Below are 22,280 nucleotides of genomic sequence, written 5' to 3'. Positions count from 1 at the left end.
GTGACACGAACCTACTGCCGCTTGGTGACCGGGCGGAAGCCTGGAGTGATCTACTGCGCAGCCAGCACGTCGACGACGAAGCGCAGCGGCCCGGCCGGACGGCCGCCCTCGGCATTGTCGCCGTACGCCAGATCGGCCGGGAGGTCCAGCTGCACCCGGCTGCCCACCGGCACGCCGACCAGGCCCTGGTCCCAGCCCTTGATGACCTGACCGACGCCGATCGGGAAGGTGGCCGGCTGGCCGTTGTCCCAGGACGCGTCGAACTGCTTGCCGTCCTTGTAGAAGACACCCACGTAGTTCGTGGTGATCGTCTGCCCGGCCTTCACCGGCGCGCCCTTGCCCTTGACCAGCGTGGTGACCTTCAGCTTGGTCAGCTCGCCCGAGCCGGCCTTGACGGTCGGCTTGGTCTTCAGCGCCGGGTCGATGTCGGCGGGCAGTTCCGGGGCGGGCGGCGCGGTGGGCTCGACCTGGTCGGTGGGAGCGCTCGGGCTCGCCGAGGAAGCGGTGGCCGGCTTGTCGTCGTCCCCGCTGTTCAACCAGACCAGGCCGCCGACCAGGGCCACCACGGCGAGCACACCGGCGGCGGCGCCAAGCATCGACTGCCGTCGCCGTCGCGCCTCGGCGGCCTTCTTCTCGGCCAGTTGGGCAGCCAGCCGCCGCCCTGCCTTGGTGGCCGGGGCGGCCTGCTCCTCCGACCGGTTCTCCACACGCTCGCTCACGTCGACTCCCTGCAGTGGGTGGGTGCGCGCACACGGTACCCGCCCACACCCCCACACCGAGTAAAGGCGGGGGCCCTTCTTAACGCATTTGGTATAGGCGGGGCCCCTTCTTAACAGCTCAACCCTCGGTGGGCCCCGCCGCGAAATCGGTGACGAACCTCGCGATCCGACCGTTCGCGCCTCTCCGCCCTCGACGCGGAAGACCCCTCGAGGTCAGGCCGCTGGCCGAGGGCCGCCGGCGCGAACCGGCGATGGCCGACAACTGGTCGCGGTACGGTCTCGACCATGGCGATCCTCACCGAAGAAGACCTGGCCCTGCTCGGCGAGCCGCAGCTCGCGCACGTGGCCACGGTCGAGTCCGACGGCACCCCGCACGTCACCCCGGTCTGGGTCGACACCGACGGCGAACACATCGTGTTCAACACGGCCAAGGGTCGGCAGAAGTACCTGAACATGGCCCGCAACCCGGTGGTCGCGGTGTCGGTGGTGGACAAGGCTGACGATTTCCGCACCCTCTGGGTCAAGGGCACCGCCGAGTTCGTCACCGAGGGCGCCGACGAGCACATCGACCGGATGGCGAAGAAGTATCTCGGCCAGGACACCTATCCGTGGCGCCGCCCCGGCGAGGAACGTGTCATCGTCCGCGTCACGCCGACGGAGAAGCTCGGCCGCGGGTGATAAGAAGGGGCCCCGCCTATACCGGAAGCGTTAAGCGGGGGCCCCTCCTTACACCTCAGGCGGTTTTTTTCTTCGCGGGGGCCTTCTTCGCCGACGGGGCCTTCTTTGCCGGCTCGGCCTTCTTCGCCGCAGTATTCCTGGCCGGGGTCTTCTTCTCGGCGGTCTTCTTTGCCGGCGTCCTCTTCGCCGGCTCGGTCTTCTTGGCCGGGGTCTTCTTGGCGGCGGTCTTCTTCGCCGAGCGGGCCGACGAGATCGGGGTCGGCTCGGCGCCGCCGCCGGACGGCGCCTCGCCCCGGGCCGCCCGGGCCCGCTCGACCGACGCCTTCAGCGCGGCCATCAGGTCCACCGCGGCGGCCGGGGCGGCCTCTTCCTCCTCCGGCTGCACCACCTCGCGGCCCTCGACCTTCGCATCGATGACCTCCTGCAACGCGGCCCGGTAGTCGTCGGTGAAGGCGTCCGGCTCGAACTCGCCGGCCATCGAGTCGATCAACGAGCTGGCCATCGCCAGCTCCGGCGGGCGTACCTTCAGGTCCTCGTCGAGGAAGCCGAAGTCGGGCTGGCGGATCTCGTCCGGCCAGAGCATGGTGTTGAGCAGCAGCACGCCCTCACGGACCCGTAGCGTGGCCAACTGCTCGCGCTGGCGCAGCGCCACCTTGACGATCGCGACCCGCTCCGAGTCGGTGAGCGCGTCGCGCAGCAGCACGTACGGCTTGGTGGCGGTGCCCTCCGGTTCGAGGAAGTAGGCCTTGTTGTAGAGGATCGGGTCGACCTGCTCGGCCGGCACGAACTCCAGCACGTCGATCGCGTGCGAGGTGCTCAGCGGCAGGTCGGCGAAGTCGGAGTCGGTCAGGATGACCATCTCGCCGCCGCCGATGTCGTATCCCTTGGCGATGTCGTCGTAGGTGACCTCCTCGCCGCAGACCGAGCAGGTGCGCTTGTACCGGATGCGACCGCCGTCCTCGCGGTGCACCTGATGGAACCGGATGTCCTTCTCCTCGGTGGCCGAGTAGACCTTCACCCCGATCGACACCAGGCCGAACGACACCGCTCCCTTCCAGATCGCCCGCATCCCCGTGCTCCTCTCCCCGGCTGAAGACCAGAATCGCAAACGATCGAACGAGGCGCACGCCCTTCGGCGTGCAACTACAGTCAGGAGGTGCCCGGCGCGCCGTTGAAGCCGATGCTCGCGATGACCGGGCAGCTCCCGGCGGGTGCCGCGTGGGCGTACGAGTTCAAGTGGGACGGGGTCCGCGCGCTCGCCGACATCTCCCACGGCGACCGGCACTTCTACGCCCGGTCCGGGGTCGAGATCACCACCGCGTACCCGGAACTGCTCAACCTGGCCGAGCAGGTCGACGACGCGCTGCTCGACGGCGAGGTGGTGCTCTTCACCGACGGGCAGCCGTCGTTCACCGCGCTGGCCGAGCGGATGCACGTGCGTAATGCGGCGAAAGCGGCGCGGCTCGCGGCGACCGTACCCGTCACGTACATGATCTTCGACCTGTTGCGGCTCGACGGCGTGGATCTGACCCCCCGGCCGTGGCGGGAGCGGCGGGCGGCGCTGGAGTCGCTCGGGTTGGGCGCCGCCCGGTGGGCGGTGCCGCCGGTCTTCACCGACGGCCCGGCCACCTACGCGGCGGCGGGCGAGCACGGGCTGGAGGGGGTGATGGCCAAGCGGGCCGACTCCGTCTACCGGCCCGGGGTGCGCTCGCCGGACTGGGTGAAGGTCAAGTTGGAGGTAACCGGCGACTTCGTGGTCGGCGGTTGGCGGCCCGGCGCGCGCCGGATCGGCGGGCTGCTCGTCGGCGTGCCGGGGCCGGACGGGCGGCTGGTCTACCGGGGGCGGGTCGGCGGCGGGATCGGCGCGGCGATCGAGCGGGAGCTGCTACGCGAGTTGGAACCGCTGCGTGCCGCCGGTTCGCCGTTCGCCGCCGGAGTGCCGCGCGAGGATGCGCGGGGCGCGATCTGGGTATCACCCCGGGTCGTGGTGGAGGTCAAGTACGGCCAGCGCACCCCGGACGGCCGGCTGCGCTTTCCGCGGGTCCTGCGCCTGCGCCCGGACAAGCCGCCCGAGGAGGTCGACGATGCCGACTGACCGGTTCAGGGTCGACGTCGAGGGACGCGCGCTGGAGCTTTCGAACCTGGACAAGGTGCTCTTCCCGAAGGCGGGTTTCACCAAGGGCGAGGTGGTCGACTACTACACCCGGATCGCCCCGGTGCTGCTGCCACACCTGCGCGACCGCGCGCTCACCCGGATCCGCTTTCCCAACGGCGTCGAGGGCGGCTCGTTCTTCGAGAAGAACGCACCCGCCGCGACCCCCGGTTGGGTACGCACGGAGAACCTGCCCGCCCCCGGGTCGAGCAAGGGGCGGGAGACCATCGACTACGTGGTCTGCGACGAGTTGCCCACCCTGGTCTGGTTGGCGAACCTGGCCGCGTTGGAGCTGCACACGCCGCAGTGGAAGATCGGCGCGCACCCGGACGTGATGGTGGTCGACCTGGACCCGGGCGCCCCGGCCGCGTTGAAGCAGTGCTGCCAGGTGGCGTTGCTGATGCGTGACCGGCTGGCCGCTGACGGCATCGACGCCTACCCGAAGACGTCCGGGAAGAAGGGCATGCAACTCTGCTGCCCGATCGCCGGCACGCAGGACGCGGAGGTCGTCTCCGGTTACGCCCGGGGCGTCGCCCGGGAGCTGGAGCAGGCGCACCCGAAGCTGGTCGTGTCGAAGATGGCGAAGAACCTGCGCCCCGGCAAGATCTTCATCGACTGGAGTCAGAACAACGCGGCGAAGACGACTGTGGCGCCGTACTCGCTGCGCGCCCAGCCGGTGCCGGCCGTGTCCACGCCGTTGACCTGGGACGAGGTGGAGGCCGGCGCGGCCGGGAAGCGGCCGTCGACCCGCCCCTACACCGCCGCCGAGGTGCTCACGCGGGTGGCGAAGCAGGGTGACCTGCTGGCTCCGCTGCTCGACGGCGGTCCCGAGCTGCCCGCCCGCTGATCCGCCACCACGCGCCGCCCACCAGGAGCAGCACGATCACGCTGATCGCCACGTCACCCGTCAGGTCCGCGGCCGGGCTCGACGGGGAGTAGGTCGGCACGTCGTACGCGGAGACGGCCGCGGCGAGCACGCTCGCCGAGCCGGCGGCGAGTACGTGCAGTTGTCCCCAGCCGGGCCGCCGGGACCAGCGCGTGAGCAGGACGGCGGTGACTGCGGCGAGGGCGAGCGCGACCCCGATCCCCGGCCAGCCCGACAGGGTGCTTGCCCCGGCGTACGCGACCGCGACCAGCAGCCCCGCCCACACCGGCCGGGGCGCGGTCGCGGCACCGGTGTCGACGTGGCCACGGCGGCGCAGCAGGGCGGCGGCGATCAGGGCCAGCGCCACCCCGGCGGCGAACACGAGCTGGACCGGCGAGGCCTGAAACCCTTGCGGCCTCCGTCGTCGGCGAAGATCAGCAGGCTGCCGCCGAGCCAGAGCAGCGCGGCCACGGCCAGCCCCGGGCGGCCCAGCCAGGGCCGCGACCGGCGACCCGCACCGAGGTACGACTCGACCAGGGCGCGAGCAGCAGCAGCGCGATCGCCGGGAGGAGCCGGCGGCGCAGGGGTTCGGTCGTCATGCCCGCACCGTGCCGTAGCCGCCCGGCTCGCCGATACGGCCATCGGCCGCCCGGGTCCGCGACCAAAGTCGACGTTCGCGGACCCGGGGGCGCTCTCTTCGGTGGCCGACGCCGCTGGGCGGCCGGCGTCTAGAGGGCGAACAGCAGGGCGGTGTCGAGGAGCATGACCACGGCGGTGGCGAAGTGGATGCCGAAGGCGGTGGCGCGGGTGCCGCCGTGCCGGAGCACGATGACGGTGTCGGCGAGCGGGGCCAGCGTGACGACGAGCATGAACCAGGCGACCGCTTCGGCGTTGGTGAAGGCGATCAGGGCGAGGCCGACCAGGCCGTAGGTGAGGTCGCGCACGCCCTTGATCGTGAGGTAGGCGGGGTCGCCTCCGCCCTCCGCCGCCGGGACGCCGTAGCCGGCGGCGGAGGCCCGGGGCGCCACGAGGAAACGCGCGCCGATGAAGACGATGAACAGGTTGAGGACGATGGCGAGCCCGTAGGCGAGGGAGCTGAGCATGACCGACTCCAAAAGCTAGCGCTGCTAGATGTGAAGGCGACGCTAGCAGAGCATCGGCAGTCTGGCTAGCGGTGCTAGAGTCTCGGTCATGTCGATTCAGGCGCGCCGGGAGCGGGAGCGGGCGGAGCGCGAGCGGGCGATCGTCGCCACGGCCCGCGAGCTGGCCGAGTCGGAGGGCTGGGACGCGGTCACCACCCGCCGGCTCGCCGCCGAGATCGAATACAGCCAGCCCGTCCTCTACAGCCACTTCAAGGGCAAGGACGCCATCATGGCGGCGGTCGCCGTGGAAGGCTTCGGGGACCTCGCCGACGACCTCACCGCCGTCCGGACCGCCGCGACCGACCCGCGCCGCGCGGTGGCCGACGTCGCCCGGGCGTACGTCGCGTTCGCCGAGCGCCGGCCCGCCCTCTACGACGCGATGTTCACCCTCGCCGTCGAGTTGCCCTTCGCCACCCAGGACGTCCCGGTCGACCTGGCCCGGGGCTTCGCCCAACTGGCCGAGACCCTGCGCCCGTTCGCCGGGGACAACGACCTGGGGACATTCACCGAGACGTTCTGGAGTGGATTGCACGGCCTGATCACGCTGATGCGCAACGGGCGGCTCCGGCGGGCCGACCACGAGCGACGCCTGGCTCTCCTGGTGGACCGATTCGCCCGGCTAGGGTGAGGCGACCCCGCCAGGGAGGAGCACGTCCGATGACAGCGCCCGCGCCCACCCCCGTCACCACCGACGAGCCGTTGCTCAGCTACCTCGACGACGCCACCGGCGAGCGCGCCGAGCTGACCGCGTCGGAGCTGGGCGCCTGGACGGCCCGCAGCGCCGGGTTGCTGCGCGACGGCTGCGGGCTACGCCCCGGCGACCGGGTGGCGGTGCTGCTGCCGCCGCACTGGCGCGCCGCGGCGGTGCTGCTCGGGGCCTGGTCGGTCGGGCTCACGGTCTCCTTCCGGCCCCGGGCGCTGGCCGGGCTGCCGGTGCTGGAGCCGGGCGCGGACCGGCCCTACGACGCGGTGTTCGTGACCCCGGACCGCCTCGACGACTGGCTGGAGGACGTACCCGAGGGGACGCACCGCTACCTGGTCGGCACCGGCCCCGGCGCGCTCGACGCGGTGCCGGCGGGCTGGCTGGACTGGTCGGCCGAGGTGTCGCGGCACCCCGCCGACCCGCCGGACTACACCGCCGTCGACCCGGCCGACCCGGCCACCGCGGACGGCACCAGCTTCGGCGCGTGGCGGCGACTGGCCGCGGAGATCGCCGGGCAACTCGACCTGCGCGCCGGTAACCGCCTGCTCGTCGACCCGGCCGAGCACGAGCAGCCGTTGAAGTGGCTGCTCGCGCCGCTATCCGCCGGCGCCCGGATCCTCATCCACGCCAACCCCGCGCACCCGGCCCCGCCGCACACCCACCGCCTCTGACGACGGGCATCTCGGGCCGCACCTCGACCCTTGCGCTCCCCAGGTCGACGTCGAGGAGCAGAGCGATGGCTTCGCGGGCCATCCCCTCGACCTGGTCGAGACGCCGTGCCTGGGAGAACACGCCGGTGACCTCGGGGACGGTGATCGCCCACCAGCCGCCCGAGCGCACGCAAGTGGCCGTGTACCTCATCTGCGCCTCCCTCTCTTCAACCCGAGGTTGGTATGCGGTCGGTTGACTAGAAACTTGATGGTGCGGATGGATCAGCGTCGTCGGAGCCAGGGCGCGCGTCGGGCGCACGCCGAGACGTGGTCCACCGGCAGCGCACATCGCCCACCGCCGTCCGTCAACGGCCGATCGCAGAAGACCCAATGGCGTACGCACTGCGCGTCCTCCGCTGACACGGTCACCCCGCCCGGCTCGACCCGGGCGCTGATCTGGGCCAGCACCCGGGCGGCGGTACGCGCGAAGATGCGCGCCCGGTGCAGGTCCGGCGCGGTCACCGGCAGGTGGATCACCCAACGTTCGGTCATCGGTAGCGGTGCCGCGCCGACTGGGCGCTCTGCCAGGCGCGGAGCGCGTTCTTGACGCGTACGTTCTCCTCCCGCAACGCGACCACGGTGGCCTGCGCGACGGCCAGTTCGTCGGCGACGCGGTGCAGGAAGGCGCGGGTCTCGACCGGGTCGAGCCCGCGCCGGCGCACGGTGAAGCAGCGTTCCCGCACCTGCGCGGGACGGAGCGGAGAGCGGTACGGCGGTGGGGGTTCGTCGGGCCGGCGGGTCGGCCGGCGGAACAGGTTGCGCACGAGGTGACCGCCCTTCGAGAGGGTCGCGGATGCGTGGGGTCCCGACGGCGATGCGAGACCGGTACGAGAGGCGCCAACCGACCGCAACAGCACCGCATCACCGAGAGCGACGGTATTGCTACCGAGTCACCTATGTCAAGCACGTCTCCGAGTTATCTACCCACCTATGTCACCCGTGCTACATGCGTTGCCTCTGTCGAGCGTCTTGATCGATACTGGCCGGGCCAACCGACTGCAAGGGGCCCGACGTGCCTATCCCGCCCACCATGGATGAGCTGCTCGCTGACCTGTCAAAGAAGATCAAGGACGGCACCTATCCGCCGGGTTCTCAGCTTCCCTCCGGACGAAAGCTCGCGGACGACTATGACGTGTCGCAGTCCACGATCAGCCGAGCCGTCGCGCGGCTGCGGGAGCAGGGCCTGCTGGTGGGGCGTCCCGGCCGTGGCGTCTTCGTCGCCGATCTGCCTCGAAGCTGAGCGCCGGTAGAAGATCAGGCAGAGGGCGTCCATCGGGTGAGGCGCGAGGTTCGGACTCAGGGAAAGCTGTCTGTCCTCGTCGGGGCTCGCTATGATGGGTGCAGGAAGTTCTCTTCCGAACCCGCCTTGGGCCCCGCTTACGCGGGGCCTTCGTGCATCTATCGCTGCTGCTGGGCGACGGGATGCCAGCACTGGCGATGCCGCACCTTGGGTTCTATGCGCGCCCACAGGTTGTCGTTGGCCCGGGTGGCTCTCAAGGTGGTCTCCGTGTGGCACTCCATGCGGCGGTACAGGAAGGTGACCAGATCGATCGCTTGGACGAGGCGAGAAGCGCTCGATGGAGCGAAGTGCAATGTGTCAACGATTTGCGTCAGCCTCTTCGCCCGGTATCCCCAGGTGCCAGACCTGCGGTACATCGCCATGTCTGACCGGTGTTTTGCCTGTTCACCGACCTCGTCGGCGATGACCAGGACATGTTCTCCCTGGGATCTGGCGTAGTCGTCAATCCGCTCCAGTAGATGCAGGAGAACAATCGAGTGCGGCGGTTCCGGTGTGAGGTATCGCTGCCGCAGCCCTGCGGAATGGACCCCGCGAAGGATGATCGCTCTTGCATGTTGACCGATCGCCTGGAACGCGTCGTTGTAGACACCGAGCCGGGCGCGGGGAGCAAGATCCTGCCACCAACCTTCACCCTGGAACAGCTCATATCCGTGCAGCTCGGCGTCCTCGGCGACGCCGTGGCTCTTGACGGCTTTGATGATGACATCGTCCAGCGCGGTAGTGATCGCTTGCGCTCCTGTGCCGTCACACAGCAGGGCAGCCATGTAGTACCAATCCGCACTGTAGGACTCATCGAGATAGCCGAGCAGCACCGAGGCAGCGTACTCAACCCAACGGTGAGAGGGCGGTAACTGACCGTCTAACCTGGATGCGCGGCGCGTCAGTAAGTGCTGCGAACACTGGGCGCCGCCTGATCGGCATCCGCTGAGCCATCCACGCCATCAAGTTTGCAGGGACCGGAAGGCAGCCCCGTCCGGGCCGTCGGGGCTGCTGCGCACGCCGTTGACGTGGCTTTTGTCGAGACGACGACGTCATCGACCCGCAGCTTTGCAACCTCGCGGCTGACGCGCCTCGGAGGGGACGGCCGTCTCGCACCTCGGTCGTCCCCTCCGCTGCCCTGATCAGCAGCCCGAATCAGCAGGTGGTGTTGCCCAGCGGCACCCAGCCGTCGATCGACGGGTACTCGGCGCCGTGGCCGTACACCCAGGCGTCGTTGTCCTCGGCCCAGCCCCCGTGGGCGCGGAACCCGCGCCCGGCGGTCAGGGTGCGCAGCACGCCGCCGTGCGGTTGGTCCCGCAGCCAGGTGTTCTGGGTGAGGTTGCAGACGAAACCGGGCGCGTCGCTCGCCGAGGCCGGCGTGGGCGCCACGGCCGCGCCGGCAAGGCCGACGGTGGCGAGCGTCAGTGCGGACAGGATGCGGCGTTTCACTCGGGCCCCTTCCGGTGTTCCAGTGACGGTGCCCGATTCTGCCACTGTGGACGGACGCCGGGAACACCGGAAGCCGGGCTACTCGACCGTCGGCAGCGGCGGGCCGAGGACGTCGTCGGCGTCCACGATGGTGTACGCGTACCCCTGCTCGGCGAGGAACCGCTGCCGGTGCGCGGCGTACTCGGTGTCGATGGTGTCCCGGGAGACCACGGTGTAGAAGTGCGCCTGCCGGCCGTCGGCCTTCGGGCGGAGCACCCGGCCCAGCCGCTGCGCCTCCTCCTGCCGCGACCCGAACGTGCCGGACACCTGGATCGCCACCGCCGCCTCCGGCAGGTCGATGGAGAAGTTGCCCACCTTTGAGATCACCAGGGTTCGCAACGAGCCGGCCCGGAACGCGTCGAACAGCCGCTCGCGTTCCTTGTTCGTGGTGGAACCCTGCACGATCGGCGCGTCCAGATATTCGCCGAGCTGGTGCAACTGGTCCAGGAAGCCGCCGATGACGAGCACCTGCTCGGACGGGTGCCGCTCCACCAGGGCCCGCACCACGGGCAGCTTCGTGCGGGCGCTCGCGGCCATCCGGTAGCGCTCCTCCGCCTCCGCCGTCGCGTACGCCAGCCGCTCCGCGTCGGTGAGCGTCACCCGTACCTCGGTGCACTCCGCCGGCGCGATCCAGCCCTGCTGCTCGATGTCCTTCCACGGCGCGTCGTACCGCTTCGGGCCGATCAGGCTGAACACGTCGCCCTCCCGGCCGTCCTCGCGTACCAACGTCGCGGTGAGGCCGAGCCGGCGGCGGGCCTGGAGGTCCGCGGTGAAGCGGAAGATCGGCGCGGGCAGCAGGTGCACCTCGTCGTAGACGACCAGGCCCCAGTCGCGGGCGCCGAACAGGTCCAGGTGGGTGAACGCGCCGCCGCGCCGCGAGGTGAGCACCTGGTACGTGGCGATGGTGACCGGGCGGATCTCCTTGCGCTCGCCCGAATACTCGCCGATCTCCTCCTCGGTCAGCGACGTGCGGGCGATCAGCTCCCGCTTCCACTGCCGGCCGGCCACCGTGTTCGTCACCAGGATCAGCGTGGTCGCCTTCGCCTCGGCCATCGCCGCCGCGCCGACGAGCGTCTTGCCGGCGCCGCAGGGCAGCACCACCACGCCGGAGCCGCCGGCCCAGAACGCCTCCACCGCCTCGCGCTGGTACGAGCGCAGCGTCCACGCCCTGCCCCCGTCCTTGCCGGACTCGGCCAGCTCGATCGGGTGCGCCTCGCCGTCGACGTAGCCGGCCAGGTCCTCCGCCGGCCAGCCCAGCTTCAGCAGCGCCTGCTTGAGCCGGCCCCGCTCGGACGGGTGCACTGCGATGGTGTCGTCGTCGAGCTTCGCGCCGAGCATGCCCGCGAGCTTCTTGCTCTTCGCCACCTCGATCAGCACCACCCGGTCCAGGGCGCGCAGCACCAGCCCGTGCGCCGGGTCGTTGGCGAGCTGGAGCCGGCCGTACCGGTCCATCGTCTCGGCCACGTCGACGAGCAGCCCGTGCGGCACCGGATAACGCGAATACTTGATCAGGGTGTCGACCACGCCCTCCGCGTCGTGGCCGGCGGCCCGCGCGTTCCACAGGCCCAGCGGCGTCAGCCGATAGGTGTGCACGTGCTCGGGCGAGCGTTCCAGCTCCGCGAAGGGCGCGATGGCCATCCGGCAGGACTGCGCGTCCGGGTGGTCGATCTCCAGCAGCAGCGTCTTGTCCGACTGCACGATCAGTGGTCCACCGCTCACGCCGCGTTCTCCTCGCATCGCCCGGGATCCGTGCCCGCACGGCGGCTGACCTGCCGAAGGCGGACCATCAAGTGTTGCACGCCCGGCGAGGTCGGAAAAAAGTCTCGCTGGACAGGCAACGTCATACTCACCCCACACGTCTAGAAAGCGGGACAACTGTCCAGGGAGGGCCCATGCAGCGTGTCCGGTTTCTCGCCCGGGTCGTCGGCCTGGCAGTGGTCGTGCTGGTCGGCGTCGGCGCGTGTGCGCTCGATCCGCAGGCGGAGGGCGCCGGGGGCACCACCCCCGCGCCGGTCGGGCTGACGGAGGGAGCATCGGGGGCGAGCGCGCCGCCCACGCCCGAGCGGTCGGCGACGTCCCCGTCGGCGCAGCCGAGCCGGACGGCCACGCCGAAACCCACCCGGTCACCGACCGCGACCAGGAAGCCGAAGCCGAAGGCCACCCCGAGCCAGCCCGCCGGGTGCCCGCAGGGGGAGCACCAGAAGGCCGTGGAGAGCTACCTGAGTCGGCTGGGCGGTTTCGGGACGCTGAGCGTGGACGGCACGCAGTCCGCCGCCGACTGCGCCGCGATCAAGAAATTCCAGAGCCGGTACGGCATCAGCCCCGCCTCCGGGCGCGCCGGCCCCACCACGTACGACGTGGCGAAGCGGCTGGCCGGCACCGACGTGTCGCGCTGCCGGGCCGGTTCCCGGCTCACCTTCTGCGTCGACCTGACCCGGCAGACCGTGTGGGCGATGCGCGGCGGCAAGGTGGTGCTGGGCCCGACCGTCACCCGCACCGGCATGTCCGGGTACGCCACGCCGGCCGGCACCTACTCGGTGGCCGGGCGGAACCTGCGCGAGTGGTCCAACCCGTACGAGGTGTGGCTGCCCTACTGGCAGCGGTTCAACGGCGGGATCGGCTTCCACGAGACCACCACCTACCTGCACAACGGCGCGATCGGCTCGCACGGCTGCGTCAACCTGCTGCACCGCGACGCGGTACGCCTCTGGGAGCTGGGCTCGATCGGCACCCGCGTGGTGGTGATCGGTCACCGTCCCGGCACCTGAGCCGCCCCGAAACCGCAGCCGGCCCCGCCCTACCCGTGACCGGACCACCCGGATCAGGGTTTTAACCCCTGTCCGCGCGGTCCGGTCGGTGTCACTGTGGAAGCCGGGTCCACCACGGGGCGGGGAGGGACTGGCCATGACCGTCGATCAGGACGTGCTTCCCGAGGACGAGCGGACGCAGCAGGAGGTCTCCACAGCGGCGATGGTCGGTTACGCGGTCGCCGCCGTGGGCGTGTTCGGGTGGTTCCTGTTCGGGCTGCTCGTGCAGCGGCAGGGCTTCGTCGACTCGGTCGGCGAGTCGGCCGGTGCGGCGTTCGCGCTGCTGCTGGCCGTCTCGGTGATCGGCACGCTGCGGCGCAACGGCGAATAGGGGTCACTCCTCCAGCACGGCGGCGGTGATCCGGTGCAGCGCGAACGTGTGCAGCATCTCGGTGCGGTCGTCCTCGGCGCGCAGATAGCCGGCGCCGATCGACACCGGCCGGACCAGCCGGGACGCGGTCGCCCCGTGCGCGTCGACGTAACCCACCCAGACCAGCGCCTTGTCCCGTACCGCCTGCTGGAGCACGACCAGCGCGTCGCCGTGCCCGTGCGCCGGCGTCGGGCCGGTGGTCGCCGCGCCACGGACCACCGCCGGCGCCCGCCGCGCCACCCGGGCCGCCATGTCGCCCCGGCGGATCTGCTCCACCACGCCGAGCAGGCGGGGCATCGGCAGCTTCGGCGTGGCCAGCGGGTCCACCGCGCGGCCGGTGACCGGGCTGCGGCCCGGCGCCCGCCGGGTCTTCGGCCGGGCCAGCACCGTCGCGCCGCTGGCGTCCTCGGGCACCGGCGCGTACCCGGCGTCGCGCAGGGCCAGCAGCATCCGGTTGACCTGGTACGGGGTGACAAGCACCGTCGGGGCCAGCCGGCGGAACGCCAGCGACTCCAGTCGACGGTCCGCCTGCACCTCGGTGAGCAGTGCCTCGTCGTCGCTGCGCACGTACCCACCGGCGGAGCCGACCCGCAGCCCGCCGTGCTTCCGGGCCACGTCGTCGACCAGGTAGGTCAGCCCCTGCGGGACCGGGGTGCGGGACCGGCGGCGGAACAGCGCGTGCAGGTCGTCGGCGGTGTAGCCGGCGTCCAGGGCCCGCCGGATGCTCGCCGTGGTGACCCGGTGCACGCTGGCCCCGCCCGCCGACTCGTGCTCGGCCACCACGTCCAGTTCGGCGGCGAGCGCCGGGTCGGGCGGGCCGGGCACCACCACGCTCAGGTCGGCCTGCACGAGCACGTGGTCGACCGGAGCGGGCAGCAGCCCGTCGAGCGCGCGTACCGCCGTCGACGGGTCACCCGACTCGGCGTCGGAGCGCAACCCCAGCGGGTCGTCGCCCCGCTCGTCGGCGTCGGTCAGCTCGGCCAGCAGCAGCCGCCCGTACGTGGTGAGCGCGCCCAGCCCGGTCACCCCGAGCCGGGCCGCCTCGGCCAGCACCTCGCGGTGGGCGGTCTCCCGCCCCCGGGCCCGGCGGGGCGCCCGCCAGTCGAGCAGCTCCAGCACCTCGTCCGGGGTCGGCGCAGTGGCCTGCGGCAGGTCGGCCAGCACGGCGAGCACGGCGCGTCGGGCGGCCGGCGCGCCGGCGCGTTCCGCCTCCGGGGAGAGCACCGAGATCGGGCGGTCCCGGTCGTCCCGCTGGCCGACCAGGCCCACCTGGCGGGTCATCGCCAGCCAGGCCCGGGTGAGTTGCTCCCAGCGCTGGGCGAGCGACGCCGCGCGCCACACCTCGTAGCCCCCGGTGGGCAGGATCTGCTGGTCACCGCCGTACCGGGTGGTGGCCGACCCGGTCAGTTCCAGCTCGCCGGTCAGCCCCGCCGCATACGCCACCTCGAAGATCAGCGCGGTGGTCGGCTCGTCCAGCCCGAGGCCGCGGGCGAGCCGGCGCAGGTCGCGTACCCCGACGCCGCCGGAGCGCAGCACCGGGGCCGGTTCGGCGACAAGCGCCTCCAGCAGCGCCTCGGTGTGCCGGACCACCTCCATGGTCTGCCCGGCGCCGGCCGAGTCCACGGCCTTGACCTCCCGGGGCGGGCCGGAGACCTCGGGCGGCCCGGTGCGCAGCGGGCCGAGCGGACCGGCGTCGCGGCGCAGCACCAGGCCCACCTCGCGGGGCAGCTCGACGGTGCCGTTGGGGCCGCCGGACATCCGCACCAGCAGCCGGTGCTCGACCAGCCAGCGGATCGGTGAGCCGGTGGGCGCGCCACCGTTGACCAGGTCGGGCGGGAGCACGTCCTGGTCGCCGGTGGCGGGGGCCTCCAGCGCGCCCGGAGCCACGGTGCCGACCGGTGGGCCGGCGGCGAGCCGGTCCAGGACCGCCCGGGCCGAGGGCGGCGCGGCGAGCAGCGTCCGCCGCAGCTTCGCCGGGTCCGCGCACAGGGCCGCCGCGCGCGGGTCCAGCTCCGCCGCCGGCCGGCCCAGCCCCGCCGGGTACGGGGAGACCTCGTCGACGCCGCCCACCACGTGCAGGTCGTGTTCGGGGCCGTAGAGCAGGAACCGCGCCCGGAGCCGGTCCACCGCGGCGCGGATGGCGGTCGGGGCGGGCGGGTGTGGCCCGGCGGTGGCCATGGCCAGGATCTCGTCGGTGGAGGTGTTGCCCTCGGGGCCCTGGGTGAGCCGGGCGGCGTCGAGGATCTGGAGGGTGAACTGGTCCAGCCCGTCGAGCGCCCGGGCCACGGAGACCCGGGACTGGGCGCGCAGGGCGAGGGCGGACACATCGGCCGGCACCGGCACGACGAGGTCCGGTCGCAGCTGGAGCAGGGCGGCCAGGGACTCGTCGGGGAGGGCCCGCAGGTGGTCGGCGAGTGAGGTGGTCATCGTCGTACCACGCTAGCCCGCTGGGTAGGTTCTCGGCATGCCTCCGCTGATGGTCGGCTTCGACCTTGACATGACCCTGGTGGACTCCCGCCCCGGCATCGCCGCCGCGTACCGGGCGTTGACCGAGCGCACGGGCGTGCCGGTGGACGCGGATCTGGCCGTGTCCCGGCTGGGCCCGCCGCTGCGTACCGAGCTGGCACACTGGTTCCCGCCGGAGCGGATCGAGGAGGCGGTGACGCTCTACCGGGAGCTCTATCCCGCGTACGCGATCACTCCGACGACGCCGATGCCGGGCGCGGAGGCCGCGCTCCGGGCGGTGCACGCGCGCGGCGGACGGGTGATGGTGGTGACCTCCAAGATCGGGCGGCTGGCGAAGCTGCACCTGGACCACCTCGGGCTGCCGGTCGACGAGTTGGTCGGGGACCTGTTCGCCGAGCAGAAGGCGACCGCGCTGCGGGAGCACGGCGCGACGCTCTACGTGGGTGACCACGTGGCCGACATGGCCGCGGCGCGGGCGGCCGGAATCCCGGGCGTGGGAGTGGCGACCGGCCCCTGCCCGGTGGACGAGTTGAGTGCGGCCGGCGCATACCTGGTGCTGGATGATCTTGTCGAATTCCCGCAGGCGGTAGACCGGATCATCGGGCTAGCCTTGGAGGGGTAGACGGTTCGAGTGGAGCGGGGTTCGACAGGTGCCGACGGGTCGAGTGAAGTGGTACGACGCGGCCAAGGGATACGGGTTCGTCACCAGTGACGAGGGTGGCGACGTGTTCCTGCCGAAGGGCGCGCTACCGGCGGGTGTCGCCGACCTGAAAGGTGGCCAGCGGGTCGATTTCAGCGTGGTGGACAGCCGTCGTGGCGCCCAGGCCATGGGGGTGAAGCTGCTGGAGGCGCCGCCGTCCGTGGCGGAGTTGCGCCGCCGGCCGGCGGAGGAGCTGCACGGCCTCGTCGAAGACATGATCAAGGTGTTGGAGGCGAAGGTCCAGCCGGACCTGCGCCGGGGTCGCTTCCCCGACCGCAAGGCCGCGCAGAAGATCGCTCAGTTGGTCCACGCGGTGGCGCGCGAGCTGGAGGTCTGAGGGACGAGCCCGGCGTCGGCGGCCCGGCCCAGCAGCGCCTCCACGGCGGCGAAGCCGGCCTCACCCAGGTCGGCGGTGAACTCGTTGACGTAGAGGCCGATGTGCCGGTCCACCACGTCGGGCTCCATCTCCTGCGCGTGTGCGAGCACGTACCCGCGGCTGGCCTCCGGGTCGGCCCAGGCATGCCGGACCGACTCGCGGACCCACGCGGCGGCCTCGACCGGGTCGACCGCACCGCGGCGGGCCAGGATCGCGCCGAGCGGGATCGGCAGCCCAGTGTCGCTCTCCCACCACTCGCCCAGATCGACCAGGGCGGTCAGCCCGTGCCGCGGGTAGGTGAAGCGGGCCTCGTGGATCACCAGACCGGCGTCGTACCGGCCGGCAGCCACGCCCGGCATGATCTCGTGGAACGGCACCACCTCGATCCGCCTCGGCGTCTGCCCGGTAGCCCAGAGCCGGAACAGCAGGTACGCCGTGGTCCGCTCGCCGGGCACCGCCACGGTCGCGCCGGACAGGTCGGTCCGGTCGCCCCGGGTCAGCACCAGCGGGCCGCAGCCCCGGCCCAGCGCGCCCCCGCAGGGCAGCAGGTGGTAATCGCCGAGCAGCCAGGGCAGCGCCGCGTAACTGACCTTCACCAGATCGAACGCGCCACGCTCGGCGGCCGTGTTGGTGACGTCCACGTCCGCGTAGGTCACCTCGACCGGAGGTGCGCCGGGCACCCGCCCGTGCACCAGGGCGTCGAAGACGAACGTGTCATTGGGGCAGGGGGAGATCGCCAGGGAGAGCGCCACGCTCCCACCGTAGCTCCGTCCCTCTCCAGCGCCCGCCGCCCCGGCTCCGCGATGTGACCTGCGAGGCCGTGGGCTTACCGCGAATTGCCGGGTCAGCTCGGTCAGCTCGAAGTGGCGGGTTCAGCTCGAAGTGCCGGGTCCAGGGGTGTGCCGGGTCCAGGGAGTGTGCCGGGTCCAGGCCGTGCCGCTTTGACGGAGGCCGAGGAATTGTTCCCCGCGGTGAAGGTGCAGGGTGGACCAGACCCAGCTCAAGCAGCAGCTGGCGCGCGGCGAGGTGCGGTTTGGGTGCCTAGAAACTTGATGACGTAGATGAATCGGCCCCCGGACGGGCTTCGCCCCGCCGTCGGGGGACTCGACCGAATCCTCGCCAGGGTTGATTCATCCTGTTAGGGGTCGGTTGGGTGGGATCGAGGGTTCGGTCGGGGTCGGTGGTGGGTTGAGGGTTCGGTCGGGGTGGGTTGGGTTGGGTTGGGGGTTCGGTTGGGTGGGGTTGAGGTTCGGTTGGGTGGGGTTGAGGGTTCGGTCGGGGTCGGTTGGTGGGTTGAGGGTTCGGCCGGGGTCGGATGGGGCCGGGGTCAATCCGGCCGCGTCGAGCTTCCCTGCCAGGCGTGGGATTCGGCCCTGGCTCGGCGCGCCCGCCCGCCTGCGGCCGATCCACTCACGTCATCAAGTTTCTAGGCAGCCCGCGCACCCCTTCGTCCCCAGGGGCTCTGCTTTTCCACAGGGTTGTCCACAGGCGGACGAGTGGGGTGGAGGAACAGCCGGCGACGGTCGAGCATGGCGTGGTGACCGACGTCGAGCATCCCACCGGGCCGGCCACCGGACCGGCCACCGGAGCGGCCATCAAGCTGGGGGCGACGCTGCGGGCGTTACGCCGGGCGGCCGATCTCAGCCAGCGCGAGCTGGCGGCGAGGTCGGGGGTGCCGCAGGCCACCCTGGCGCGCATCGAGTCCGGAAATCCGAGCCCATCGGTCGGCCGGTCGGCTGGTGGGTCCTCTGGCCGGTCGGCAGGCCCGAGTTTCCGGACCATCGAGCGGCTGGTCATCGGTGCGGGCGGGCAGATCATCGTCGTGCCGCCACCACCGGACGTCGCGCCGGAGCCAGTCACGTCCGGCGCGCCGGAACCAGCCACGGGGCCCGGCGCGCCGGAACCAGCCACGGGGCCCGGCGCGCCGGGCGGAGGGCTGGCGGCGCCGCAGGAGGAACTGCGGGACGCGGCGGGGCGGCACTGCCCGGCGCACCTGGACGCCCGGGAGGTGCGTGAGCCGAAGGACTGGCCGGGGGCCTGGTGGGCGCACTGGCCGAGCCTGTCCGCCGGCTACTGGACCGCCCTGCCGGCGGTGACGTACCGCCTCGACCGGGAGCTGCGTGATCGCGACCGGATTCGCGAAAGGGTGCGGCAAGGCTTCCGGGTCCGTCGGCACCTCGCCCCGGAGCTGCCGACCACCTCCTGGCGGTTCGTCGCCGAGTTGCCCGACGGTGAGCTGGTGGGCGAACTGCGCGCACACGAGCGCAGCGACGAGTTGCTGTTCGGGCATCCGGTGCCCGAGCAGGATCAAATCGTGTTGGACGGGATCCTGGTCGTGCCGGCATACCGGCGACTCGGCATCGGCCGACGGTTGGTGAACGCGCTGACCGCCGAGATGGCCCGGTGCGGGGTGCGGTCGGCGCACGGATTCGCCGAGGGCGGCAGCACGCGCTTCCTGTGGGTCTGCGGCTTCCGGGTCGAGTCGATGCGAGCGGCGGAGATGCGGCTCGACCTGCCGGTCAACGCAGGACTGATGCGGCGGTGGTGAGTGCGGTGAACGCCTCCCGCATGCGCCAGGCGCCGCGGTCACGTGGGCCGATCGGGTTCGAGATCGTGCGCAGCTCGGCGAAGGGGACGTCGGCCAGGGCAGCGGCGACGGCCACGCCGTACCCCTCCATGGCCTCGGCCACAGCGTTTGGGTGCCCGTCGGCGAGGGCCGCCGTGCTCGCGGCGGTGCCGGTCACCGTGCTGACCGTCAGCACCGTGCCGACGGTGGCCGTGGGGAGGGCGGCGCGCAGCGCGCCCAGCAGGGCCGGGTCGGCGGGCACGGTGCGGCCGACGCCCAGCAGCTCGGGGGCCATGCCCAGCTCCTCGACCGGGAGGAAACCGCTCGGCGACTCGGCGCCGAGGTCGGCGACGACGCTACGGTCGGCCAGCACGGTGGCGCCGACCTCGACCCGACCGACGAAGCCGCCGGCGATGCCGGCGCTGACCACCGCCCGGTACGGCCGGCCGGCGGCCTCGGCCAGCGCCAACATCCGGGCCGTGGCGGCGCCGGCGACCGCCGGGCCGACGCCGACCGGTCGCACCGTCACGCTCGGGTCGGTGAGGCCGGCGCGGACCGCCTCGGCCTCGGCGGGCACCGCCGTGACCACCAACAGTCCGGTCACGCCACCGGCCCCCGGGGATCGCGCCGGTTCTCGTCCTCCGTCGTGCCCGGTCCGCCGACCGACGAGGAGGGGCGGTAGATGTGGAAGCCGGGCGGCGCCAGCCCGTCGTCGGGGGCCGGCACGTCGGCTCGCTGCGGCGCCGGGGAGGTGGGCACCGGGTCGTCGAACGAGGTGACAGCGGACTCGTGGAACGCGGTACCGGTCGGGTCGTGTAGCGCCGTGCCGGCGGGCTCGGCCGGCGTGGCGGCCGGCGACATTGCCGCCAGCTTGTCGTCGCCCAAGGGCCGGCCGCTGGTCAGTTCGTCGTCGCCCAAGGGGCGGCCGCTGGTCAGTTCGTCGTCGCCCAAGGGGCGGCCGACCAGGCGCTCGCCGCGCAGGCGGCCGGCGACCAGCACACCGCGTACGGCCACCAGCGCGGCCACGCCGGCGGCCACCGCCACCCCGATCAGGCCGGTGAACGGCACCAGCCCGAGCCCGCCGCCGGCCACGAAGGCGAGCATCAGCGCGGTCTCCGAGTGCGCGAAGGAACTGGCCCGCAGCCGCTCCGGGATCCGCTCCTGGATCGACGCGTCCACCGCCAGCTTGGCGATCCCACTCATCAGCGCTGCCACCAGGCAGAGCAGCGCCACCATGGGCAGCGAGAACTTGATCGCGGCGAGCAGCGCGACACCGGCCACGATGATCGTGCCGCTGGACTGGATCGCGGTCGGGCGATGGATGCGCAGCCGGGTGCCGAGCGCGGTGGCCAGGAAGGTGCCCACCGCCAGAGCGCCCCCGACCAGGCCCAGCGCGGCCTGGGCGCTCAGCTCGCGGCCGAAGAAATCGGTGGTCAGGTCGCCGGCCTTGATGGCGAACGCGAGAAAGAGCAGCAGGAAGCCGTAGAGCCCGCGCAGCGCCGCAGCTCCGATCAGCGTGGCGATCACCAGGCGACCGGCGGGACGTCCCCGGCCCAGCGGGCGCTCGCCGTCGCTGCGGCGCATCGCCCGTAGCGGGCGCGGCATCCGCTCCGGCGGCTCCGAGTCGGCCTTCGGCGGCAACCGGAGCGCGATCACCATGCCGATCAGGAAGATCACCGCGGCGACCCGGAGCGGCCACTGCGGCCCGAACCAGAACGCGGCCAAGCCGATCGGGGCGACTAGCGCGCCGGCGACCGTGCCGTAGACGCTGGATCGCGCTCCGACCTGGGACAGTCCCAGCCCGTCGGGGAGCAGCCGGGGCACCGCTGCCGACCGGGCCACCCCGTAGGCGCGAGAGAGGGCGAGCACCCCGAACGCCGCCGGGTAGAGCCCGAGGCCGCCCATGTAATCGGAGATCAACCAGGCCAGGAAGGCCCGGCCGAGCATGGTGGTGGCCAGGGCGTACCGGCGGCCGTGGCGGAAGTGGTCGAGCAGCGGGCCGACCACCGGGGCGAGCATGGCGAACGGGACCATGGTCACCAGCAGGTAGAGCGCGACCTTGTTGCGGGCCTCGCCCAGCGGCACGTCGAAGAAGATCGTCCCGGCCAGGCCGATGGCGATCAGCGTGTCCCCGGCGCAGGAGACCGCGTGCAGGTCGAACAGGCGGACCATGCCCACCTCGTTGCCGGCGCTGCGGGCCCGGGCGGTGCCGGCCCGACGGGTCATCCAGCGTCCGCCGTGCAGCGAGCCCCGCAGCAGCAGCCGGGTGGCGCGGATGCCGGTGCCGACGGTCCGCCCGAGGAAGGAGCGGCCGGAGCGGGAGGACTGCGCCATGTGACCCATCCTCGCCCATCCGCTCCCCGCGCGCCGCCTCACCCGGAGAGAACCCGCCGACGGGCATGGGGAACAATGGAAGAGTGACCAGGCCCGTCTCCGCCCGCGCTCCCCGGCTCGACCAGGTCTGCGCCGCCGCCGTCGAGGTGGCCCGCGACGCCATCACCGAGGTGGAGCCGACCGACGTCGGCGATCACCTCCAGGCCGTCGCCGAAGGCGACCGGGTCGTCACCCACTACTTCGACTGCCGGATGGCCGGCTACCGCGGCTGGCGGTGGGCCGTCACGGTGACCCGGGTGGCGCGCAGCAAGCACGTCACGATCTGCGAGACGGTGCTGCTGCCCGGCCCCGACGCGCTGCTCGCCCCGGGTTGGCTGCCCTGGCAGGAGCGGCTCCAGCCGGGTGACCTGGGCCCGGGTGACCTGATCACCACCTCGGCCGACGACGAGCGGCTCGCCCCCGGCTACCTGCTCTCCGACGACCCGGCGGTGGAGGAGACCTCCTGGGAGCTGGGCCTCGGCCGGGCCCGGGTGCTGTCCCGGGAAGGGCGCGCCGAGACCGCCCAACGCTGGTACGACGGGGACCACGGGCCGGACGCCGCCATCTCCACCGCCGCCCCGGCCGCCGCCCGCTGCGGCACCTGCGGCTTCTACCTGCCGCTGGCCGGCTCGCTGCGGCAGGCGTTCGGGGCGTGCGGCAACTTCTTCGCCCCCGACGACGGCCGGGTGGTCAGCGCCGACCACGGCTGCGGCGCGCACTCGGAGACGCTCGTCGGGGTGGCCGAGACGCCCGTCGACGAGTTGCCCACCGTCTACGACGACAGCGAGGTCGAGGCGATGCCCGTCGGCCAGGCCCCGGGCCCGGCGGAGGCGGTCGAGCCGGCGAAAGCGGTCGAGCCGGCGGAGCCTGCCGGGCAGCCCTGACC

Annotated in this window: 26 protein-coding genes; 12 read left to right on the top strand and 14 right to left on the bottom strand. The window is 72.4% G+C overall.

The genetic code is table 11. From position 1 onward, the window contains the following. Window positions 1-50: 50 nt before the first annotated feature. Entirely contained in the window at window positions 51-719 is a 669-nt protein-coding gene (locus tag O7602_RS26440; protein ID WP_281585314.1) for an FKBP-type peptidyl-prolyl cis-trans isomerase, read from the bottom strand. Window positions 720-1,004: 285 nt separating this feature from the next. Between O7602_RS26440 and O7602_RS26435 the strand changes: the two genes are divergently transcribed. Continuing rightward, the gene (locus tag O7602_RS26435) at window positions 1,005-1,397 is read left to right on the top strand and encodes a PPOX class F420-dependent oxidoreductase (protein WP_281585313.1); all 393 of its coding nucleotides are present in this window, start codon (window positions 1,005-1,007) and stop codon (window positions 1,395-1,397) included. Between the two features lie 55 nt (window positions 1,398-1,452). Here the strand turns inward: O7602_RS26435 and O7602_RS26430 are convergent, their stop codons facing one another. Next, window positions 1,453-2,466: a Ku protein gene (locus O7602_RS26430; RefSeq protein ID WP_281585312.1), complete on the bottom strand. Its 1,014-nt coding sequence runs from the start codon at window positions 2,464-2,466 to the stop codon at window positions 1,453-1,455. An 87-nt stretch (window positions 2,467-2,553) separates the two neighbouring features. Here O7602_RS26430 and ligD (O7602_RS26425) point away from each other — a divergent pair, with 87 nt between their 5' ends. Together ligD (O7602_RS26425) and ligD (O7602_RS26420) are read left to right on the top strand one after the other, a co-directional pair. Next, a complete protein-coding gene (gene ligD, locus O7602_RS26425; protein WP_281585311.1) occupies window positions 2,554-3,492 on the top strand; it encodes a non-homologous end-joining DNA ligase in 939 nt (312 codons plus the stop codon). Continuing rightward, the gene (gene ligD, locus O7602_RS26420) at window positions 3,482-4,396 is read left to right on the top strand and encodes a non-homologous end-joining DNA ligase (RefSeq protein WP_281585310.1); all 915 of its coding nucleotides are present in this window, start codon (window positions 3,482-3,484) and stop codon (window positions 4,394-4,396) included. Before ligD (O7602_RS26425) ends, ligD (O7602_RS26420) begins: the two co-directional genes overlap by 11 nt. On the opposite strand, the gene O7602_RS26415 is transcribed toward ligD (O7602_RS26420), so the two are convergent. From O7602_RS26415 to O7602_RS26405, 3 genes are all read right to left on the bottom strand, one after another. Continuing rightward, window positions 4,323-4,796 carry a hypothetical protein gene (locus O7602_RS26415; protein WP_281585309.1) on the bottom strand — a complete coding sequence of 158 codons (474 nt, stop codon included), beginning with the start codon at window positions 4,794-4,796 and terminating at the stop codon, window positions 4,323-4,325. The genes ligD (O7602_RS26420) and O7602_RS26415 overlap by 74 nt on opposite strands. A 52-nt stretch (window positions 4,797-4,848) precedes the next feature. Continuing rightward, window positions 4,849-5,013 carry a hypothetical protein gene (locus tag O7602_RS26410; protein WP_281585308.1) on the bottom strand — a complete coding sequence of 55 codons (165 nt, stop codon included), beginning with the start codon at window positions 5,011-5,013 and terminating at the stop codon, window positions 4,849-4,851. A gap of 129 nt (window positions 5,014-5,142) precedes the next feature. After that, a complete protein-coding gene (locus O7602_RS26405) occupies window positions 5,143-5,517 on the bottom strand; it encodes a DUF4267 domain-containing protein (protein ID WP_281585307.1) in 375 nt (124 codons plus the stop codon). Between the two features lie 88 nt (window positions 5,518-5,605). On the opposite strand from O7602_RS26405, the gene O7602_RS26400 reads away from it, so the two are divergent. Together O7602_RS26400 and O7602_RS26395 are read left to right on the top strand one after the other, a co-directional pair. Next, complete coding sequence (locus tag O7602_RS26400) at window positions 5,606-6,184, top strand: TetR/AcrR family transcriptional regulator (protein WP_281585306.1); 579 nt, start codon at window positions 5,606-5,608, stop codon at window positions 6,182-6,184. Between the two features lie 29 nt (window positions 6,185-6,213). After that, window positions 6,214-6,930 carry a TIGR03089 family protein gene (locus tag O7602_RS26395; RefSeq protein WP_281585305.1) on the top strand — a complete coding sequence of 239 codons (717 nt, stop codon included), beginning with the start codon at window positions 6,214-6,216 and terminating at the stop codon, window positions 6,928-6,930. Window positions 6,931-7,191: 261 nt separating this feature from the next. On the opposite strand, the gene O7602_RS26390 is transcribed toward O7602_RS26395, so the two are convergent. Both O7602_RS26390 and O7602_RS26385 read right to left on the bottom strand, forming a co-directional pair. Beyond that, window positions 7,192-7,461, bottom strand: a complete 270-nt coding sequence (locus tag O7602_RS26390) for a hypothetical protein (RefSeq protein ID WP_281585304.1) — start codon at window positions 7,459-7,461, stop codon at window positions 7,192-7,194. Beyond that, window positions 7,458-7,733: a DivIVA domain-containing protein gene (locus tag O7602_RS26385; RefSeq protein WP_281585303.1), complete on the bottom strand. Its 276-nt coding sequence runs from the start codon at window positions 7,731-7,733 to the stop codon at window positions 7,458-7,460. The genes O7602_RS26390 and O7602_RS26385 overlap by 4 nt, the downstream gene beginning before the upstream one ends. Window positions 7,734-7,999: 266 nt before the next feature. On the opposite strand from O7602_RS26385, the gene O7602_RS26380 reads away from it, so the two are divergent. After that, window positions 8,000-8,209 carry a winged helix-turn-helix domain-containing protein gene (locus tag O7602_RS26380; RefSeq protein WP_281585302.1) on the top strand — a complete coding sequence of 70 codons (210 nt, stop codon included), beginning with the start codon at window positions 8,000-8,002 and terminating at the stop codon, window positions 8,207-8,209. A 158-nt stretch (window positions 8,210-8,367) separates the two neighbouring features. On the opposite strand, the gene O7602_RS26375 is transcribed toward O7602_RS26380, so the two are convergent. From O7602_RS26375 to O7602_RS26365, 3 genes are all read right to left on the bottom strand, one after another. After that, window positions 8,368-9,081 (bottom strand): DUF3800 domain-containing protein, encoded by a 714-nt coding sequence (locus O7602_RS26375; protein WP_281585301.1) that lies wholly within the window; start codon window positions 9,079-9,081, stop codon window positions 8,368-8,370. A 322-nt stretch (window positions 9,082-9,403) separates the two neighbouring features. Next, window positions 9,404-9,697, bottom strand: a complete 294-nt coding sequence (locus O7602_RS26370; RefSeq protein ID WP_281585300.1) for a hypothetical protein — start codon at window positions 9,695-9,697, stop codon at window positions 9,404-9,406. 78 nt (window positions 9,698-9,775) lie between these two features. Beyond that, window positions 9,776-11,455, bottom strand: coding sequence for a DNA repair helicase XPB (locus O7602_RS26365; RefSeq protein ID WP_281585299.1), 1,680 nt, complete (start codon window positions 11,453-11,455; stop codon window positions 9,776-9,778). Between the two features lie 173 nt (window positions 11,456-11,628). On the opposite strand from O7602_RS26365, the gene O7602_RS26360 reads away from it, so the two are divergent. Then, window positions 11,629-12,504 carry a L,D-transpeptidase family protein gene (locus O7602_RS26360; protein WP_281585298.1) on the top strand — a complete coding sequence of 292 codons (876 nt, stop codon included), beginning with the start codon at window positions 11,629-11,631 and terminating at the stop codon, window positions 12,502-12,504. 136 nt (window positions 12,505-12,640) lie between these two features. Then, on the top strand, window positions 12,641-12,874 hold the full coding sequence (locus tag O7602_RS26355) for a hypothetical protein (protein ID WP_281585297.1): 234 nt from the start codon (window positions 12,641-12,643) through the stop codon (window positions 12,872-12,874). A gap of 3 nt (window positions 12,875-12,877) precedes the next feature. Here the strand turns inward: O7602_RS26355 and O7602_RS26350 are convergent, their stop codons facing one another. Next, window positions 12,878-15,340, bottom strand: coding sequence for a helicase-associated domain-containing protein (locus O7602_RS26350; RefSeq protein WP_281585296.1), 2,463 nt, complete (start codon window positions 15,338-15,340; stop codon window positions 12,878-12,880). Window positions 15,341-15,377: 37 nt separating this feature from the next. Here O7602_RS26350 and O7602_RS26345 point away from each other — a divergent pair, with 37 nt between their 5' ends. Then, window positions 15,378-16,001 carry an HAD hydrolase-like protein gene (locus tag O7602_RS26345; protein ID WP_281585295.1) on the top strand — a complete coding sequence of 208 codons (624 nt, stop codon included), beginning with the start codon at window positions 15,378-15,380 and terminating at the stop codon, window positions 15,999-16,001. Window positions 16,002-16,029: 28 nt separating this feature from the next. Beyond that, the gene (locus tag O7602_RS26340) at window positions 16,030-16,416 is read left to right on the top strand and encodes a cold shock domain-containing protein (RefSeq protein WP_073826071.1); all 387 of its coding nucleotides are present in this window, start codon (window positions 16,030-16,032) and stop codon (window positions 16,414-16,416) included. Here the strand turns inward: O7602_RS26340 and O7602_RS26335 are convergent. Continuing rightward, window positions 16,377-17,207 (bottom strand): 1,4-dihydroxy-6-naphthoate synthase, encoded by an 831-nt coding sequence (locus tag O7602_RS26335; RefSeq protein ID WP_281585294.1) that lies wholly within the window; start codon window positions 17,205-17,207, stop codon window positions 16,377-16,379. The two genes, O7602_RS26340 and O7602_RS26335, sit on opposite strands and share 40 nt — an antisense overlap. A 785-nt stretch (window positions 17,208-17,992) precedes the next feature. Between O7602_RS26335 and O7602_RS26330 the strand changes: the two genes are divergently transcribed. Next, window positions 17,993-19,003: a GNAT family N-acetyltransferase gene (locus tag O7602_RS26330; protein ID WP_281585293.1), complete on the top strand. Its 1,011-nt coding sequence runs from the start codon at window positions 17,993-17,995 to the stop codon at window positions 19,001-19,003. On the opposite strand, the gene O7602_RS26325 is transcribed toward O7602_RS26330, so the two are convergent. Both O7602_RS26325 and O7602_RS26320 read right to left on the bottom strand, forming a co-directional pair. Then, window positions 18,975-19,625: a futalosine hydrolase gene (locus tag O7602_RS26325; RefSeq protein WP_281585292.1), complete on the bottom strand. Its 651-nt coding sequence runs from the start codon at window positions 19,623-19,625 to the stop codon at window positions 18,975-18,977. The two genes, O7602_RS26330 and O7602_RS26325, sit on opposite strands and share 29 nt — an antisense overlap. Continuing rightward, window positions 19,622-21,355, bottom strand: coding sequence for an MFS transporter (locus tag O7602_RS26320; RefSeq protein WP_281585291.1), 1,734 nt, complete (start codon window positions 21,353-21,355; stop codon window positions 19,622-19,624). Before O7602_RS26320 ends, O7602_RS26325 begins: the two co-directional genes overlap by 4 nt. 65 nt (window positions 21,356-21,420) lie before the next feature. On the opposite strand from O7602_RS26320, the gene O7602_RS26315 reads away from it, so the two are divergent. Next, complete coding sequence (locus O7602_RS26315; RefSeq protein ID WP_281585290.1) at window positions 21,421-22,278, top strand: DUF3027 domain-containing protein; 858 nt, start codon at window positions 21,421-21,423, stop codon at window positions 22,276-22,278. Window positions 22,279-22,280: the final 2 nt, after the last annotated feature.

The sequence above is a fragment of the Micromonospora sp. WMMD1128 genome, assembly GCF_027497235.1.
GTDB lineage: Bacteria > Actinomycetota > Actinomycetes > Mycobacteriales > Micromonosporaceae > Micromonospora.
Note: the sequence above shows the minus strand (reverse complement) of the source record. Positions and strands in the feature narration are given on the sequence as shown.